Raw genomic sequence first — 18,537 nt, forward strand, 5'->3', positions numbered from 1 at the left:
ATTTCCGTCTCAATGGCGGCATCGGGGAACTGCCTGCGGATCGCTTCGGAAACCGCCGCCGTTTTCTGGTTGCAGTCGCGCAGGGCGTCGCTGACCATCAGGCCCTGTCCGCCGGCCAGAAACAGGATATAGGCATGGGTCGGCCTGACCGTCGCGGTTATTTCCGTTTTCACACTCAAAGGCGGCAGCCGCTTTTCTTCCGCTTCCGCGCTCCAGATGATCGCCGCCGCCGCGATCAGTCCGATGATGTGTTTCATGATTGCCCCGTTCTGTTTCCAACGCTGTGACGGTAATATAAATCCGGGTGATCGCGAAAACAACCCGCAGTCGGGGAAATAGGTGAAACATGTCACAAATATTCAAGCGGCAGGAAGCCGCTGCGGTCGGCCGCATTGGAGAACAGGGGGACAGTTCATTGAAATATGTTTGAAAAGAGAGTCCGGGAGGCCGCGCCTGCAAACCGGACTGCCATATTCAAGCGGACATCGATATCAGAAAATATCCGCGATGGATTGGAAGAACGAAATCACCGGGTTGGATTCTTCTGCCGGAGCGGAATCCGCGGTTCCCGCCGGAGCCGCCGCATTGCCTTTGGCGGCGTCGATCTGCCTGAGCAGCATATCGAGCGCGTCGAGGCTGGCTTTTTCCAGCTTCCTTCCCTCTTCATCGGTCATGCCGCTGTACCATTTGCCGTTGACCTTGTAGAGTTTGGTTTCGGCGACGACGCTTTGGGCTTTGCCGTTTTCGGTCCAGCTGTTCCTGACCTTCAGCGTCGCGACGTCGCCGTTGATCTTTTCTTCGAGCACTTCGGACTTCATATCGGTGACCGGAGAGGTTTTCAGATAGGCGTCCATCATCTGGTTGAGCATTTCCGGGTTCATCGACTTGTAGTAGTCGACAACCTTCTGAATTTGCGCATCCTCCGCATCGGCTTTGTACGCGAATGTGGTGTAACGCATGAAGGTCAGCGCGTCCCTCTTTTCGGCGGCTTCCTTCGCCCTGGCGAAGTTCTCCATGCTCTTTTGCGTGGCTTTGGTGTAGCAGGAGAGGGCGGCCTTGTCGCCCGCTTTGCGGCTGGAGAGATAGTTATACAGCTTGGTCGGCGTGTCCTGTTCACCGGCCTGAACCGCAAAGACTCCCGCGCTCATTGCGGCAGCCGCCATCATTGCAATCATTGACTTCTTCATAAATTTCCTTTCTGCTTCAATTTGGGAACCGGGGAAAATATAGGTTCCCCGCCGGGGGAAATCAACCGTTCGCGAAGAGAATCAAATTACCATTTGGCAATTTTGCGTTTATCGCCGGTGCCGGTAGACGGATTGCAGGATTCCGAAGGCCAGCATCCCCATCAGCACGAACGAGCCGCCGTAGCTGATGAACGGCAGCGGCACTCCGGTGACCGGCGTGACGCCGATGCACATGCCGATGTTGATGAAGCAGTGCGGAAATACGATGCAGCCGATGCCGATCGCGATGTAGCGCCCGAAAGGGTCGGAGGTGGCCAGCGCGGTGCGCACCACCGAATAGAACAGCGCCAGATATGCCAGAATGATCAGAAAGCATCCGACGAATCCCGCTTCCTCCGCGATTACGGAAAAAATGAAGTCGTTGTTGGAAACCGTCTGGGGCAGGAAGCCTAACGAATTCTGGGTCCCCTCTCCGATTCCCTTGCCGGTCATGCCGCCGGAACCGACCGCCAGCCGCGCCTGGTAGGAGTTGTAGCCGCTGCCCATCAGGTCGAGTTCGGGATTCAGGAAGACCTTGATCCGGTTGATCTGGTAGGGCTTCAGCAGCGGCCGGTAGCCGGCGACCTCGTTCAGCACGAGTCCGCCGCCGATCAGGGCGACTGCCGCGGTCGCCAGCAGGATGTAGCGCCATTTCAGACCGGCGCAGAACACGATCCCGACGAAGACCGGAATCAGGATCACGCCGCTGCCGAAGTCCGGTTCGAGCATGATCAGTCCGAAAGGGAGCGCCACCGCCGCCGCGCCCAGCAGCAGGCAGGCCAGGCGGTTCACATTGAACATCGGCGTGGAGAACATTGCCGACAGCAACAGCACCACGGACAATTTGCTGAATTCGGAGGGCTGCAGACTCATGCCGATCGGCTTGAGGTAGATCCAGCTGCGCGCACCGTTGATTTTGACGCCGATGAAAAGCACCAGCACCAGCAGCGCCAGCATCGCCAGATAGAACAGCACGCTCAGCACCCGGTACTGAATTTTACGATAGTCGACCGATGCGGCAAGGAGCCAGAGCACCGCTCCGCCGCCGATCCAGCGCAGCTGCTTGGCGAAAAATCCCAGCGACGCCTCCGTGCCGACCTGTTCGCCGGTGGAGCGGATGAACACCAGCCCGACGCCGAGCAGGAACATCAGGCTCAGCAGCTGTACGAAGTCCAGGCTCGCCGGGAACGACAGCAGCGCGCTCCATGTTCCGCCCCGCTCCCGGCGCGACTGCCGGGAGGGGCCGGTTGCGGATTCCACCATGTCGTCGATTCTCACTGGCGCTGATTCCTGCTGCTGAAAAGTCAAAAAGCGGCCGAACCGGGGGGGCGCCCCGCCTCAGCCGCTCCTGTGGAATAGGACGGACTAGACCGTGAAGGTCTGGTCGCGACGCGGACCGACCGAAACGATGGCGACGGTCGATTCGACCAGCTCGGCCATGCGGTTCAGGTAGTTGCGGGCGTTTTCGGGCAGTTCTTCCCACTTGCGGGCTTCCGCCGTGCTGCACTTCCAGCCCGGCAGCCACTCGTAGACCGGCTTGATCTTCTCCAGCTCGGCGACTGCCGCCGGGAACTCTCTGGTGACCTTGCCGTCGATCTCGTAGCCGACGCAGATCGCGATCTGTTCGAGGTCGTCCAGCACGTCCAGCTTGGTGACCGCCAGCTTGTTGATGCCGTCGACCATGCAGGCGTAGTGCGCGGCGATCGCATCGAACCAGCCGCAGCGGCGCGGCCGGCCGGTGGTCGCGCCGAATTCACGGCCGACCTGGCGGAGCTTCTCGCCGAATTCGTCGAAAAGTTCGGTCGGGAACGGGCCTTCGCCGACGCGGGTGGTGTAGGCCTTGATCACGCCCCAGCTGTCGCGGATGTGCTGCGGAGCGATGCCCGCTCCGGTGCACGCGCCGCCGGTAACGGTGTTGCTGCTGGTCACGAAGGGGTAGGTGCCGTGGTCGATGTCGAGCAATGCCCCCTGCGCGCCTTCGCAGAGCACATTCTTACCCGCCTTGATCATCGCGTTGACACTGTAGACGGTGTCGCAGACGCGCGGAGCGAGGTATTCGGCGGCCTCTTTGACCCGCGCCCACTCGGCGTCGACGTCGAGCGGGGCGATGCCGGATTCACTGAACAGCTTGTTGTATTTGGCCGCTTCGGTGCGGAACTGCGGTTCGAGTCGGTCGAGATGGGTCAGGTCGATCGCGCGGATGCCGCAGCGGTGCATCTTGTCGGCGTAGGACGGGCCGATGCCGCGCTTGGTCGTGCCGATCTTTTTGGAGCCGGCGCCCGCCTCGTTGAGCGCGTCGGCGCGCTTGTGGTATTCGAAGATCAGCTGGGCGCGGTTGCTCAGCTCGACCTGTTCGGGGTTGAAGCCCTTTTCGGCGATGGCCTTCATCTCCTCCATCAGGCCGATCGGATCGACCACTACGCCGTTGCCGATCACGCACTTCACGCCCGGGCGGAAGATGCCGGAAGGAACCAGATGCAGCACATAGCGGTCCTTGCCGATCTCGACGGTGTGACCGGCGTTATTGCCGCCCTGAAAGCGGACGACCATGTCGACGTCGCGGGTCAGCACGTCGATCAGTTTTCCTTTGCCTTCGTCTCCCCACTGAGTTCCGACCAGAATATCAACCGGCATATTTCATTCCCCTGTTGTTATAAGGTATTGTTAATAAAAACAAGTCCTATAAAATAGACCGGAATCGGAGAAAATACAATCCGAATCCGGAGAAAAAGTCGGGTAAAGCATTTGGAGCCCGAAAAAATCGAGGATTGTCGGATTATTTCCCGGCAGATGATTTGCAACTGGCGCGATGATGAAGTATTTTATCCGATGATTGTAATTGTGGTTTTCCGGTTTTAATTTTTGAAAAGGGGAATGGTTCCGTGAGTACGACAGCGACACCCGAACTGATGAAATCGACGCTGACTGAAATGGGTAAAAAGGCGAAAACCGCCTCTCGCGCGCTGGCTGTCCTCCCGTCCGACGAGAAAAACCGCTGCCTGGAGATGATGGCCCGCGGGGTCGAACAGGCCGCGGAGGCGATCAAAGCCGCCAATGCCGAGGACCTTGAAAAGGCGAAACAGGCCGGTCTTGCACCGGCGATGATCGACCGGCTGACCCTGACCGACCGCCGGATTCAGGAGATGGCCGACGGGCTGCGCGTGGTCGCCTCCCAACACGATCCGGTCGGGCGCGTGTTGTCGACGACTGTCCGTCCCAACGGCCTCGAAATCACCAAGATCAGCGTTCCGCTGGGCGTGATCGGCATTATTTACGAATCGCGCCCGAATGTGACCGTCGATGCGGCGGGAATCTGTCTCAAGGCGGGCAACGCGGTGATCCTGCGCGGCGGCAGCGAGGCGTTTCACTCCAATCTGATTCTGGCCGGGATCATGAACCGGGCGGCGATCGGGTGCGGCTTGCCCGACGGCACGGTGCAGCTGGTGCCGTGGACGGATCACGCGGCGGTGAATCTGCTGCTCAAGATGGATCAGTATCTCGATCTGATCATCCCGCGCGGCGGCGAACGGCTGATCCGGCTGGTCTGTGCCGAGGCGACGATGCCGGTGCTGAAACACTACAAAGGGGTCTGTCACCTTTACGTCGACCGCGAATGCGATGTGGAAAAAGCGGTCGAAATCGTCGTGAATGCGAAGGTCCAGCGCCCCAGCGCCTGCAATGCGTTGGAAACCTTGCTGATCGACCGGAAAATCGCGGAGCGGTTCGTGCCGCCCTTCGTCGCGGCGATGAAGGAAAACGGCGTGGAGCTGCGCGGCGACGAAGAGTTCCGCAAGCTCGATCCCGAGGCGGTTCCGGCGACCGAAGATGATTACTACGCCGAATACCTCGCTCTGGTGCTGACTGTGAAGATGGTCGGTTCGGTCGAGGAGGCGGTGGAGCACATCAACCAGTACGGTTCCCGTCACAGTGACGGGATCCTGAGCGATATTCCGGCCGACATCGATTACTTTTTCGCGAACGTCGACTCTTCGACGCTTTACGCGAACGCCTCGACCCGGTTCACCGACGGCGGTGAATTCGGGATGGGGGCCGAAATCGGCATCAGTACGGACAAACTCCATGCCCGCGGCCCGATGGGGGCCGATGAGCTGACCAGTTACAAGTATCTGGTTCGCGGCAGCGGGCAGATTCGTCCATAACAGCGGGAGAACCGGCAAGAATGATTGTACCGATGAAAAAAGTCACGCTGCTGGCGCTGAAATCCGAACAGGATTCCGCGCTGGTCGCGCTGCGCTCGCTCGGCGTGATGCAGATCGAGCAGCTCCGGGTCGGAGCTTCCGACAGCGCCCAGCAGCTGAAGGAGGAGTTCGACTCCGGCAGCCGTATCGTCGGCGAGCTGGACAAGCTCTTCAAAGAGAATGACGGCGAAGTTCCGGCGGCGGGCAAGCGCTGCTCCGGCGCCGAGGCGATCGAAAGCGCCGGCGCGCTGCTCGACAAACGCGACCAGCTTTCCGGCGAACTGAACGCGCTTTCCCAGCGGCTGAAGGCGTTGGAAGTGTGGGGCGAATTCGACCGCCCGATGCTCGATGAACTGCGTGAAAAGGGAATTTACGTCCACCTCTGCGCCGGTTCCGAGCGGCAGCTCCGGGAGGCGGAAGAACTCCCCGGGGTGGAGTGCAGGGTGATCCGGCAGGATTCCGCCCGCATCTACTTTGCGGCGGTTTCGCTGGAGGAACAGGAGCCGGGAACATTGCCGGAAATCCGGCTTTCCGCCGAAGACGATCCGGCCGAGTTGCGCAGCCGCATTCAGGAGCGGGGGCGTGAAGTCGGCGTGATCAACGGCCGGCTGAAAGAGCTGTTTGCCTCGCTGCCCGCCGCGAAAAAGCGGCTCCGCAAGCTTCACGCCGAGTGGGAGTTCACGACGGTTCACGATTCGCTTGACGCGCACGGGGAAGTGGTGACCCTGACCGGTTTCGTGCCGGAGCCGGAGCTGGAAACCCTCCGCGCCGCCGCCAGAACCAACGGCTGGGGGTTGCTGGTCGCCGATCCGGGGCCGGACGATCAGGTGCCGACGCTGCTCAGGGAGTCGAAGTTTGCAAAGCTGATCTCCCCTCTGTTCCAGTTCCTCGGCATTTCGCCGGGCTATCACGAGCTGGACGTGTCGGCGGCGGTGCTGGTTTTTTTCACGATTTTCTACGGGATGATCATCGGCGACGCCGGGTACGGCTTGCTGTTTCTGGCCGGAACGTTGTTTGCGATGTGGAAGTTCCGCGGCAGACCGGCGGCACAGTTGCCTTGCCGGATGATGCTGGTGCTCAGCATCGCTGCGATCGTCTGGGGCGTGCTGACCAGCAACTACTTCGGGACGTCGCCGCTGCCGGGATTGAAGATTTTCACCGATCCCGCGGTCAAGGATGCGAATGTGCAGGCATTCTGCTTCATCCTCGCGATCGCGCAACTGTCGCTCGGCCGCATCTGGCAGGCGTTCAGGGACCGGAATTTCCGCAATATCGGCAAAAACATCGGCTGGATGCTGATTTTGTGGGGCAACTTCTTCCTGACGCTGAAACTGATCGTGTGGCCCGGGGACTTCCCGGTTTATATGTACTGGCTCTACGGCATCGGCCTGTTGCTGGTGATCGCCTGCGACGTGAACTGGAAGAATATGGCGGACGTGTTCCAGTTTCCGTTCAACATCATCGGCAGCTTTGTCGATGTGCTGAGCTACATCCGTCTTTTCGCGGTCGGCATGGCCGGCTACTATATCGCATTCAGCTTCAACGGCATGGCTTCGGATATCTGGAAGAGTTCCCCGTGGTTTCTGGTCTTCGGCATTCTGGTCGCGGTGATCGGCCACGCGATGAACCTCGGCCTTTGCATACTCAGCGTGCTGGTGCACGGCGTTCGTCTCAATACGCTTGAATTCTCGAACCATGTCGGTTTGAGCTGGAGCGGTTCAAATTTCAAACCTTTTAAAAATAACACCAAATCGGAGGAAAACTGAGCATGGAAGTTGAAATGATGAAGGCGCTGGCCATGGCCGGCGGTTATGCCGCGATCGGTCTGGCGGCGATGGGTTCCGCGATGGGTACCGGTATCGGCGGCAGCGCCGCGATCGGCGCGTGGAAGAAGTGCTATCAGCAGGACAAACCCGCTCCCTTCCTCCTGATCGCGCTGGCGGGCGCCCCGCTGTCGCAGACCATCTACGGCATGATCCTGATGATCCTGATCAAAGGCAAGATGGCCGACAACCCGGCCGCCTGGCCGCTCTATCTGACCATCGGCGTGCTCGGCGGCCTCGGGCTGATGTTCTCCGCGTGGTATCAGGGCAAGGCCGCCGCCGGCGGCTGCAACGCTTTCGGCGAAACCAATCAGGGCTTTGCGAACTATCTGATGGTGCTCGGCATCGTCGAAACCACCGCGATCTTCGCGCTCGTCTTCGCGTTGCTGGCGATGTAATCGCGAGGGGAATTGCCCCCGCCGGCCGCGTGCCGGTGTGAATGCAGGCTGTCTTTTCAGGTTTGATCTGAAAAGACAGCCTGTTCGGTTTCAGGGCGGGAAGTCAATGCCGCACGTGAAAATAGCCGTGGAGACGGCCGAGGGCCATTGCGAGATGGAAGCGGCTGCGGGAGGGATTGAGCTTCAGCAGAAATTGAACGGCGCGGACGAACTGAAGCGATGCGTAGAACATCGCACGCCATGCCGGATAGCGGTGCTTGCGCAACACACGTCCCATGCCGTTGCCGTAGAGCCTGCCGCGTTCGGCGCGCCACGGGCCGTGAAAACAGGGGTGGTGAACCACGAATTCGGGGCGGTAATCGAGTCGGCGATGATGCTCCAATAACTGAAGCAGGAAATCGCTTTCCTCGCCGGAACCGTAGACAGTGCCGGAGCCGACGCCGAGGGTTTCGTCGAACCGCACTTCGCCGACGACGGAGCGGCGCACGAAGATCGACGGCGAAACGGCGGTGCGCCAGATGTTGCCGCGGTCGATCGCGAGGGGGGAGCCGGCCATGTAGCCGCCGGCGGAGAAACTGCCGTCCCGGTCGGTCACCAGTGTCGACACGCCGTCGCAGCCGGGATTGGCGTCGAAGTATGCCGCGAGGCGGTGCAGCAGGTCGGGCGGATAGGTGCAGTCGTCGTCGGGGATGGCGACGATGTCGCCGGAAGCGGCGGCGAGGCCGACGTTGCGGGCGCGCGACAGGCCGATTTCACTGCGAAGGCGCCGGACCGGGAAACGGCCGCGGCAACGGTCGAGCAGCGGCGCGAGGCGGTCATCTGGATTCTGGTCGACCACGATCACTTCGAAGGCGGGAGGCTGCTTCTGGGCGGCGAGGGAGCCGAGGAACGCTTCAAGCTCGGCGGTCCGGGTCACGGTGCAGACGATCAGCGAGAAACGGCACATGTCACTTCCTCCGTTTCAGCAGCCGGGCGGTCCGCTTGGCCCAGTTTTTGACGGTGCGGCGGCGGCTGCTTCCGGCAGGCAGGAGTCTGTTCATCAGCCGGTAGCCGGCTTTCATGAATTTCAGAAACTCCGGATTGGCGAGTTCATCGCCGTCATCGCCGCCGGGGGCGGCGAGCATCCGATCGAGCATCCGGTTCAGCGGATCGGCTCCGGGGTCGCAGGCGAGGTCGAAGCAGTGCTGTTCTTCGGGGCCGGCGGCGATGACGCGGTCGGCGATCCGGCAGAAAGCGCGGGCGCGGCGGAGCGCCGGAATCGGGGCTTCGCCGAAGCGGAGCGGCTCCTCCAGCACGAAGCCGACGCCGAGGTGGGTGAGGGCGATCCGGTCGAAGAACAGCGCCGCTTCTTCGCCGGGGACATGCAGATAGTGGACGGCGGCGGCCGGATGCCGCTCCTGCCACTCCTTCCAGTATGCCAGGCGCGCGGCGACGCCGGAGCGGTCCAGGGGATCGAACTCCGCCACCGGTCGTGCCGCGACGGCAGATGCCGGGTCGCAGGGATGCCCCTCCAGCGGGCCGTGCGGTGGAAACATCGCGGCGAACCTTTCCTCCTGTTGAAATGCGATTTCCGGCAGCGCCAGCACCAGCCGTTCGCGGTCGACGGCGTGGCGGAAGATCCACGCGGCCCCGGCGGGACGGTCCTCCGGCCGGAGGTGGTTCAGCCACCGTTCCCACAGAATCTGCAGCTGGTCGCGCTCGATGTCGGCGAAGGAGGCGCGGATGTCCGGATCGCGCTGCCAGTCGCCGCGATTTTTCAGGCAGGCTTCGATCCGCCCCAGCGCGTCGAGCATGGTGCCGATCCTGCGGAACCGCTCCAGCGGGAAACTGCTCTGGGCGGTCACTCCGGCGGCGGTGAAATAGTTGTAATAGTTCTTTTCAAGTTTCAGCAGCGAATCGGCGCGGCAGGCGACCAGCACATAGAAATAGAAATCCTCGTCCATGATGCAGTAGCACGGTTCGAGGTCGCCGAGCGCGTTGCGGCAGATTTCGGCCCGGATCAGCTTCAAGCAGAGATTCCAGTAGTGGCCGCGGTCGACCAGCAGGTCGCGCAGCACCGCGCCGGGGCCGGAAACTTCGCCGCCAGGCGGGGTGATCCAGTTCCACACCTGCTGCAGCGAACCGTCGGGGCAGGGCACGAACTCGTCACAGCCGAAAGCGACGACATCATATCGCTTTTCCGCCGCCGCTTCGTAAAGTTCAGCGGCGGCTTCCGGCCGGAAGGTGTCGTCGGGGTCGAGGAACAGCAGATATTCGCCCTGCGCGGCGCGAACCGCTTCGGCGCGGGCGATCAGGGTGCCGCGGTTCTCCGGAAACGCGATCACCCGGAGCCGCGGATCGGCGGCGGCGCGCTGTTCGAGCAGCCGGAGCGACTCGTCGGCGGAGCCGTCGTCGACCGCGATCACCTCCAGCTCGCGCAGCGTCTGCCCGAGCGCGGAATCCAGCGATTTTTCCAGCGTCGCCGCCGAATTGTAAACAGGAAGAATAATACTGATGCAGATCGGATGTGCCGCCATGATGTCAGACCCTCGGTTTGAAGATGGTACGGATGCGGTTCGCACATTGCCAGCGGAGCGATTCCGAAGGCAGCAACCGGCGGGCGATCTGGAAAAAGAGATTCCGCGCCCGGCGTTTCAGGATGGCGGCTTCCAGCCGGAGCTGTTCCCGACCATGCGGCAACGGGCGTTCGAAGCCGTGCGCGGCGGAGATGTGCGCAAGGATTGCGGTAAGCCGCTGTTCAGTGGTGCGCCGGTCTTCGATTGCGGGAACTGTTTCGCCTTTGAGCAGCCGGGCAGTGGTGATGACCAGCCGCCCCGGATCGCCGGAAGGGACCGGGAAACAGCCGCAGCCGGGCTGGAAGGCGGGATTCTGCAGCTGCTCATAGCCGACCGCCGGGAAATCGCGCCACGCGGCGGGCATTTCGGCCTGGGCGAGATAAGGCTGGAAGATCCAGACAATTCGGTACACCGGCTTCTCCGGGTCCTGTGGCTGCTCCGCGTCGATGAAGGAAAACGCTTCGTCGATCTCCCGGAGCTGGAGCGCCCGCAGAATGAAGGGGCGCAGCTCCCGGCGGGCGGCGACCATCAGCCTCGCTTGCGGACAATGTTCGAGGAACAGGGCAAAAGCGGCGGCGACCGTCTCCGGATTTTCCCGGTTGTTCAGTTGGACGAAAATTTCCACCGGCGTGTCGGGCGGCTGGCCCGGCAGGGACCAGCTGAGCGGCCTGGCCGGCTGGAACTCGGTTTGCGCGCCGTGCCCCCGCCAATAGAGGTCGGCTTCGGGGGTGTCGGTGAATATGCAGTCCGCGAGGCGGGCGAGCGCCGGATGCAGCGGGATTCCGGCTCCCATATAAAGGTGGTCGAAGGTGCGTTCGGCGGAAATCTCAAACCGCTTTCCCGCGACCTTCGCTTCCAACAGCTTCCAGAACAGGCGCGGATCCTCAAGCGCGGCCCGGACCGTCTGTTTGCCGGGAGGCGGGAACGCATCGCGGCCGAGCGCTGCCGCCACGGTTTCAGGGTGGGTGCCGAAACAAAACTCCAGATGGCGGACCACCGCCGCCGGATCATACCATCCGGTCATCAGCCGGAAGCATTCGCTGCGCTGCTCCGGCAGGATGCGTCCCGGCCAGCGTTCGAAAATCAGGTTGAAGTGCTCCCGCTCACGCGCCTCGAAACCTTCGCGGCAGCGTTCGAACGCCCCCTGTCGTTTCAGAAACTCCTTTACCCCGTTCAGTGAGGTGAAGATCGAGCCGAATCGGGTGAAACCGGCCCGGTCCATCAGCCGCACGTCGGTGATTCCGATCCCGGTGTAGTAGTTGTAGAAAATTTTGCCGGTTCCGATGAATTTCTTCGCGAAAAAGGAAACCGCGGTATAGAAGTAAAAATCTTCGGCGCAGATCGCGTAAACCGGCGGAATCTCCTGCGCCGCCCGCTCGAACAGCTCCCTCCGGATCAGCTTGAAACAGAGGCTCCAGCTGTAGCGGTGACGGAAAAACATCGCTTCGAATACCTCCGGCCCTTCCAAACAGCGCTTTTCGACTTCAAGGGTGCGGGCGTTGCGCAGCGGGCAGTTTTCCTCGCGCTGGCGGCAGCCGAAGCCGACCACGTCGGCGTTTTCCCGGTCGGCAATTTCAACCAGCGTCTTCACACAGTCGGGATCAAAGGTGTCGTCGGCATCGAGATTCATCAGGTAGCGGCCCCGGGCGGTGGCAAGCCCGGAAAGGCGAGCTTTCAGAGTACCGCCGTTTTCCGGGCAGGTTACGATGCGGACGCGGGGATCGCGTGCCGCGTAATCGGCCAGCACTTCGGCGGCATTGTCCGGTGACGCATCGTTGACGGCGACTACTTCCAGGTTTTTCCAGGTCTGGGCAAGCACGGAGTCGAGGGCGCGCGGCAGGAACCGGGCAGTGTTGTAAACCGGGATCAGGATGGTGACATCCGGCCGGCCCGTGGTCTGGTTCATCGCTGTCTCCTCCTATTTTTTGAAACGTCCGAGCAACCGTTTGCCGGTCCGGAAGAGTCGTCTGCGGCGTGGAGTTCCGACCGGAAAAAACTTGTCCATCGCACGATCGAGCATCCGGTGGAACGCAATCACATTATCACCTTCGGCAGGCGGTGCCAGATAGTAGGGTTCGTGGGCGACCGCGTAGGCATCAAGGGTGCGAAACAGGTCGTCGCCCAGCAGCCGGGCATCCTCCGAAACCGCCGGGACGGTCAGCGCGGGAAGCTGTTCAAAGAGCTGCCGCCATTCGCGGTTTCCGGCGGGGTCAGCCGGTGTGACCGGCAACTGCCCGGCGGGGGCGGCCAGCGCATTGCGCAACGCCTCGGCGAGTTCCGGCACCGAACGGCATTCGCCGCCGGAACCGTAGGTGACCAGCGGGATGCCGCAGCTCTGCAGCAGCGCGAGCTGGCGCGGAAACCGGTCCGGCGCCGCCGTCAGCACCGCCGCCCGCACTGTGCGGAGCAGCGGCTTGAGTTCATCTTCTGTGTCGAGAAAACGGATCGAATCCTGCAGACGGCGGAAACCGATCAGCTCCCCGAGCGAACGGGCCGGAGCCGGAAGATTGCCTGCCTGCGGCAGCAGCAGCAGCGCCCCCGGATATGCGGCGGCGGCTTCTGCCCATGCGTTGACCAGATCGTGAATCTGGCGGGGATCGCCGAACTCGCCGAGCCACAGCAGCTCCTGCCCGGAACGTTCCGCCGGGACCGGCTCTACCGGAGCCGGGGCGACCCGCACCGCCCGCGCCTGCCGGGCGCGGTACCAGAGTTCATCAAGTGCGGAGGGGGCAGCAACCGCGTCGGAGAGTGCGAGACAGCGGGTGTGCAGCAGGAAATCGCCCAGATGGCCGTCGGCGAGCGTATTGTAATTGACCCGGGGGACGGCGATCATGGCGGCCCCCGCGAACTTCACCGCCAGCAGGTCCCAGATGAACCGGCCCGACTCGGTCGCTGCGTGGACCACCGTGTCGATGGCGTGCTCGCGGAGCAGCTCCGGCCAGGCGTCGACCCGGCGCAATATCCCGGCGCGGTCGATTCCGGCGAGACGGCCGGGAAGCCGGAGGCGCTGCATCTTCTCTGGCAGCGCCGGATCGTCCGCCTCCGGCTCCGCGCCGGTCAGCAGCGTGACGCGGTATCCGGCTTCCTGCCAGCCGCGCGCCGCCGCGAGCATGGATTCGGCGAAGTCGGAGTGGGCGATTTTGTCGAGATAAATCCCGATATGGCGGGGCGGCTGCGGCGGTCGCCGCAGCGCGGCGGGGATGCCGGTCATCCGGGCGAACTTCTGTTCGAGGTCGTGGAAGTAGTCGGCCATCACCCGGAGCAGCGGCTGAGGACGGTAGCGTTCGAACATCAGGTCGAAGCCGGCGGATTGGTCCGCCTCGATCAGCTTATGCTCCCAGCGGTCCATCAGGTCGCCGAGAATCGCATGCTGCTGCATGTCGAAAGATTCGCGGTAGCGTTGGAACACTCCCTTGCGGGTCAGGAAGGTACGGACTGCGTTGAGCGCGGTGAAAACCGAACAGGCTCGTTCGAAGCCCTTCAGACCGATCAGGGTGTAAGCACTGACGCCGAGATTCAGCCCGTAGTAGTAGCATTTGCGGAACAATGGTTCATAATGGGTCGCGTGGTAGGCCATCATCGAGTAAAAGCAGAAATCTTCCGCCATGATGTAGTAACCCGGCGGCAGTTCGGCGGCGGCCTGGCGGCACACGTCGGCCGCGATGAACTTGCCGCAGATATTCCAGCGGTAGAGGCGGTCGACGAACGCACCCTCGAACACCCGTCCGTCGAGCAATGTGCCGTTGTACGGGGCGAGCGCGGCGCGGATTTCGCGCGTGACTTCCGAACTGGTGCCGTCCGGCAGCAGCACTTCAAATTCGAAGTGGACCATGTCGGCGCCGGTGGATTCCGCCTTTTCCAGCGCCAGCTTCGCACAGTCGAGCGACAGATAGTCGTCCGCGTCGAGAAAGATCAGGTAATCGCCGGTCGCGGCCGCGATGCCGGAGAGGCGGGCGGCCAGAATACCGCCGTTCTTCTCGTGGGTCACGATCCTGATCCGGGAATCCTTCGCGGCGTATTCGGCCAGGACTTCGGCGGCGTTGTCCGGAGAAGCGTCGTTGACCACGATGATCTCGATTTCGTGCAGAGTCTGGTTCTGCACGCTGGCAAGACAGCGCGGCAGGTATTGCGCGGTGTTGTAAACCGGAATCAGGATGGAAACCCGGGGCTTGGTTTGTGCTTGCGTGCTCATATCTCCTCCGTGGCGGGCTGCGGCGCTCCGTCAGTTGTTGTGCGTCAGTTGATTGTACCAGCGGCCCAGCGTTCCCGCGATGATCCGCCGGCGGCGGCTTCCCCACGGCATCAGCCGGGTCAGCACCTTGTCCACTTTCCGGTAGAAGGGCAGGAAGCTTTCGCCGTCCGGAGAGGGGGCGAGATAGTGGTCGCGATGTGATTCGAAGTAACCGGCCAGCGCGCCGGAAAGCGATTCCGCGACCGCATCGGTTTCCGGCACAGGCGTCTCCATGCGGCGCAGCAGCCGGACCAGCACTGCCGCATCGCCGGAGGATTCGCAGCGGATTCCCGCCGCGGTGAACCACGCTTCCGAAACCGGATCGGAAACCAGTATGCCGTCGCTCTGGCGGAGTGTGAGGTCCCGCATCTGCCATGTATGCAGATCCAGCGCTAGCCCCGCATCGAACCGTTCGGGAAACAGGGATATAAAGCGGCATCCGGCGGTTTTGGCCGCGAGCATCTCCCAGAAAAACTCCGGCGTGTCCGGTTCGGCATGGCAGACCGCGTCGAAGTTGCCGTTTTGAACCGATTCAGGCGTACACGGCTCCGCCGCAATGCCGGCTTCCCGGAGGACGGCTTCAAAGCGTTCCAGGCCGGGGCCGCGCCAGCCGAGGCGGCGGACCGGTCCCGGCGGCAGCGGCAGCAGGTTGCTCCGGGTCAGAAGTTCGGCGGGCTGCCGGTTGTTCGAGGCGAAGAAACGGCGGAACGCCCGGTACAGTGTCGGGGACTCGTATTCCTGAAACAGCAGCGTGAATGCCTCGTCCCGGTCGGCCGCGCGGACGCTGTATCGCCAGCGGTGCAGCAGATCGGAGATCACCTCGTATTCCCGGAGCTGGAAGGCTTCGCGGTAACGGTCGAAAAGCTGCCGTTTTTCCAAGCAACTCCGGACCGTCCGGCAGGCGGCGAACGCGGTGCACTGCCGCCGGAACACCGCGAGATCCAGCTTCGAATAGCTGCTGATTCCGGCGTTCATCGTGTAAAGATAGCCGATTTCCGGGAGCGGTTCGTAGTGCTTCAGGCAAGTGGCAATCGCGGTGAACATGCTGAAATCCTCCGCCATCAGGCAGTAATCCGGCGGAATGAACTCGGCACCTGCGCGGCAGCGGTCGGCACGGAAGAGTTTTCCCCAGATCGACCAGGAATAGAACCGGTCGCGGAACAGGCCGTCGAATACCTGTTCGCCCAGCAGCGGCCCGGAACAGGGCTGGTTGCGCTTTTCCCACTTGCTGCGGAATGCGGCGGGGGCGTCACCTTCGGCTTTTACTCCGAAATGGACCAGGTCGGCCCTCGAGGCGCGGGCTTTGCCGAGGGCGCTTGCGAGAATCTCCGGCGTGAGCGCGTCGTCGGCATCGACGAAGGTGATGTATTCGCCGGAAGCGGCCCGGATTCCAGAGAGGCGGGCGACGAGGCTGCCCCGATTTTCGGTGTGGGTCACGATCCTGATCCGGGAGTCCTTTGCCGCATACGCCTTGAGTATCTCCGCCGCATGGTCGGGTGAGGCGTCGTCGATCGCGACGATCTCGATTTCCCGGAGGGTCTGGGCGAGGACGCTGTCGAGACAGCGCGGCAGGTATCCGGCCGTTTTATAGACCGGAATCACTACGGAAACCACGGCGCTGGCGGCATCGGGCATTGCTGATCTCCTGTCAGATGGTCAATCGATATTCCATTGAAATTCCGGCTGCAGGTACTGGCTTTCCTGATTGCCCGGAGTGAAGCTGTATTTGCGCCGCAACTCGATCGGCAGTTCGATTTCCGGGGGATTTTTGGTGCGGCGCTGCAGCAGTTCCCCGATCTGCGGCAGGAATGCACGCAGATTCAGCCGGTAATTCTGGGTATTCAGCAGGTCGGGCGGAATGCGGAACTCAACTCGGTTTTCCCCTTTGTGGACCGCGTAGTGTTCGTGTACCATCCGCGGTGAAGCGGCGAAAAGCGGCGTTTCGCCCACCGAAAGCTGTACATCGAAATAGAGCGACGGATTGGCTTCTTCCACCTTGAATCGGATCTCCACCCAATAGGGATCTTCCGCATACAGCGTGTTGCCGATCGGCCGCTTTTCCGCGTCGAGCACCTGCAGCGACAGAGGAGTGAAATATGGATTCGACAACGTGCCGTCGTTTTCCCAGCAGCATTGGCCGGCGTGTCCGGCACTGCCGAAATAACGTTCGATGCAGGCTTCGACGTTGTCGTTGCCGTCCATCACTTGACGGCCCTTTTCAAGCACGATGCCGCGGTTGCACAGCGAGCGGACCGCGTTCATATTATGGCTGACGAACAGGATGGTGCGCCCTTCGCCGCGGGAGATATCCTGCATCTTGCCGAGGCATTTTTTCTGGAACTCCATATCGCCGACCGCAAGCACCTCGTCGATCAGCAGAATTTCCGGTTCCAGATGGGCCGCCACCGCAAACGCGAGACGCACGTACATGCCGCTGGAGTACCGCTTGACCGGTGTGTCGAGGAACCGCTCCACGCCGGAAAAATCGACGATCTCATCGAATTTCTTGCGGATTTCCTGCTGCGTCATGCCGAGGATTGCGCCGTTGAGGTAGATGTTTTCGCGTCCGGTCAGTTCGGGATGAAAGCCGGTGCCTACCTCCAGCAGCGATGCGACGCGGCCGCGCAGGTTGATCCGTCCTTCACTGGGAGAGGTGATTCGGCTCAGAATTTTGAGTAGCGTGGATTTGCCCGAACCGTTTCGCCCGATGATTCCGACCCGGTCGCCCCGGTTGATCCGGAAATCGAGGCCGCGCAGGGCCCAGAACTCCTCAAGGTCCACTTTTTCGGTGTTGGGGCTGAGCGGATGGCGGAGGCGGCGACAGGCGCTGCGTCCCCATTCGGAGAGCAACTCGTTGAACCGCAGCTCCTCGCGCGGTTTGTTGTGGGAGATGATATAGCATTTGCCGATGTTTTCGGCGGAGATGATTGCCGGCATAGTTCTGACCTTCCTAGATGTAGTCTGCGAATTCGGTTTCCATTTGCCGGAAAAAGTAGAAGCCGGCCACCATCAGCACAATCGCCGCGATCACCGAGATAACCACGGCCTGAACCGAAACCGGAGAATTGAACAGCGACCAGCGGATGCCGTCGATCACGCCGACCATCGGATTGAGCTGATACCAGAGTTGCCACTTTTCCGGAATCACCGCGCTGGAGAAGCCGACCGGTGAAACATACATTCCGAACTGCACCATGAATGGCACGATATAGCGGAAGTCGCGGTATTTGACGTTCAAGGCGGCGATGATGAAGGTGATGCCGAGCGAAATTGCGCTGACCAGAATCACGAAGAACGGCAGGAACACGATTTGCCATGACGGCACGTAGCGGTACCAGAAGAACAGCGGCACGAAGATCAGCGCGGAGATCGCCAGCTCGATCAGACTGATTACGATCCGCGAAGTCGGGATGATCAGCCGCGGGAAATAGACCTTTGAAATCAACGCCTGGCTGCCGATCAGCGATTCACTGCCGGTGGTCAGCGTGTTGCTGAAGAACTGCCACGGCAGCATTCCGGCGAACACCATCAGCACATACGGCACGTTATCCGAGGGCAGTCCCGCGATTTTACCGAACACGACGGTGAAGACGATCATCGACAGCAGCGGCCGGATCACCGACCACGCGACTCCGACCACGGTCTGCTTGTAGCGCACCAGGATGTCGCGCCACGCGAGCATTGCGAAGAGTTCGCGGTAGTTCCACAGGTCGCGCAGGTAGAGCCGGTTGTTTTTTTTCGCTTCGATGCAAAGGACGGGTGGTTCTTCCATTCCAGTTTCTCTTTATCTGTATAAAATACTTGCACATAAACATCCTCTAATATAGCATATTGCCGGGGCAAATACAACCGTGACCCGGAAAAAAGCCCGGTACGGCGGAACCGGCGAAAAGAAGGCGGAAAATCATCCCGGCTGATTGAATTTCCCGAATCTTAGTATATAACGCCGTGTGCAAGTTTTTTAACAAAAAATCCGTTCAAATTGTAGAAGCGGATTCCCATATTTCTGATTGATACAGCAATTGATGGAATGTGCCAACAATTTCCTGCTAATCCGAACAGTCAAATGCCATAAATCTCGGGCTCTGATTTTTTCGGCATTGAA

Annotated in this window: 14 protein-coding genes and 1 pseudogene; 3 read left to right on the forward strand and 12 right to left on the reverse strand. The window is 61.4% G+C overall.

The annotated features are described in order from the left end of the window. The 4 genes from C8D82_RS21280 to C8D82_RS14145 all read right to left on the reverse strand — a co-directional run. Positions 1-257: hypothetical protein (locus tag C8D82_RS21280; RefSeq protein ID WP_165833093.1), on the reverse strand; the 257-nt coding region annotated here is incomplete at its 3' end. Positions 258-491: 234 nt separating this feature from the next. Further along, positions 492-1,187 (reverse strand): hypothetical protein, encoded by a 696-nt coding sequence (locus tag C8D82_RS14135; protein ID WP_116884935.1) that lies wholly within the window; start codon positions 1,185-1,187, stop codon positions 492-494. A 108-nt stretch (positions 1,188-1,295) separates the two neighbouring features. Beyond that, entirely contained in the window at positions 1,296-2,504 is a 1,209-nt protein-coding gene (gene rodA, locus C8D82_RS14140; protein WP_133245213.1) for a rod shape-determining protein RodA, read from the reverse strand. A gap of 87 nt (positions 2,505-2,591) precedes the next feature. Next, complete coding sequence (locus C8D82_RS14145) at positions 2,592-3,860, reverse strand: adenylosuccinate synthase (RefSeq protein ID WP_116884937.1); 1,269 nt, start codon at positions 3,858-3,860, stop codon at positions 2,592-2,594. Positions 3,861-4,108: 248 nt separating this feature from the next. Between C8D82_RS14145 and C8D82_RS14150 the strand changes: the two genes are divergently transcribed. From C8D82_RS14150 to C8D82_RS14160, 3 genes are read left to right on the forward strand one after another with little or no spacing between them, the layout of a single operon-like run. Beyond that, complete coding sequence (locus C8D82_RS14150; protein ID WP_243402530.1) at positions 4,109-5,386, forward strand: glutamate-5-semialdehyde dehydrogenase; 1,278 nt, start codon at positions 4,109-4,111, stop codon at positions 5,384-5,386. A gap of 20 nt (positions 5,387-5,406) precedes the next feature. Next, positions 5,407-7,191 (forward strand): V-type ATP synthase subunit I, encoded by a 1,785-nt coding sequence (locus C8D82_RS14155; protein WP_133245214.1) that lies wholly within the window; start codon positions 5,407-5,409, stop codon positions 7,189-7,191. Between the two features lie 2 nt (positions 7,192-7,193). Then, positions 7,194-7,646 carry a V-type ATP synthase subunit K gene (locus tag C8D82_RS14160; RefSeq protein ID WP_116884940.1) on the forward strand — a complete coding sequence of 151 codons (453 nt, stop codon included), beginning with the start codon at positions 7,194-7,196 and terminating at the stop codon, positions 7,644-7,646. A gap of 103 nt (positions 7,647-7,749) precedes the next feature. Here C8D82_RS14160 and C8D82_RS14165 read toward each other — a convergent pair whose 3' ends face one another. The 8 genes and pseudogenes from C8D82_RS14165 to C8D82_RS22345 all read right to left on the reverse strand — a co-directional run. Continuing rightward, entirely contained in the window at positions 7,750-8,592 is an 843-nt protein-coding gene (locus tag C8D82_RS14165) for a glycosyltransferase family 2 protein (protein WP_116884941.1), read from the reverse strand. 1 nt (position 8,593) lies between these two features. Continuing rightward, positions 8,594-10,162, reverse strand: a complete 1,569-nt coding sequence (locus C8D82_RS14170) for a glycosyltransferase family 2 protein (protein ID WP_116884942.1) — start codon at positions 10,160-10,162, stop codon at positions 8,594-8,596. Between the two features lie 4 nt (positions 10,163-10,166). Next, the gene (locus C8D82_RS14175; RefSeq protein ID WP_116884943.1) at positions 10,167-12,107 is read right to left on the reverse strand and encodes a glycosyltransferase family 2 protein; all 1,941 of its coding nucleotides are present in this window, start codon (positions 12,105-12,107) and stop codon (positions 10,167-10,169) included. 12 nt (positions 12,108-12,119) lie between these two features. Continuing rightward, complete coding sequence (locus tag C8D82_RS14180) at positions 12,120-14,393, reverse strand: glycosyltransferase (RefSeq protein WP_116884944.1); 2,274 nt, start codon at positions 14,391-14,393, stop codon at positions 12,120-12,122. A 30-nt stretch (positions 14,394-14,423) separates the two neighbouring features. Then, entirely contained in the window at positions 14,424-16,067 is a 1,644-nt protein-coding gene (locus C8D82_RS14185; RefSeq protein WP_116884945.1) for a glycosyltransferase family 2 protein, read from the reverse strand. Positions 16,068-16,088: 21 nt separating this feature from the next. Continuing rightward, entirely contained in the window at positions 16,089-17,369 is a 1,281-nt protein-coding gene (locus C8D82_RS14190) for an ABC transporter ATP-binding protein (RefSeq protein ID WP_116884946.1), read from the reverse strand. A gap of 13 nt (positions 17,370-17,382) precedes the next feature. Then, on the reverse strand, positions 17,383-18,204 hold the full coding sequence (locus tag C8D82_RS14195; protein ID WP_116884947.1) for an ABC transporter permease: 822 nt from the start codon (positions 18,202-18,204) through the stop codon (positions 17,383-17,385). Positions 18,205-18,393: 189 nt separating this feature from the next. Then, positions 18,394-18,537: pseudogene (locus C8D82_RS22345) on the reverse strand (IS982 family transposase); the annotation flags it as partial.

The sequence above is a fragment of the Victivallis vadensis genome (assembly GCF_003096415.1).
Taxonomy (GTDB): Bacteria; Verrucomicrobiota; Lentisphaeria; order Victivallales; family Victivallaceae; genus Victivallis; species Victivallis vadensis.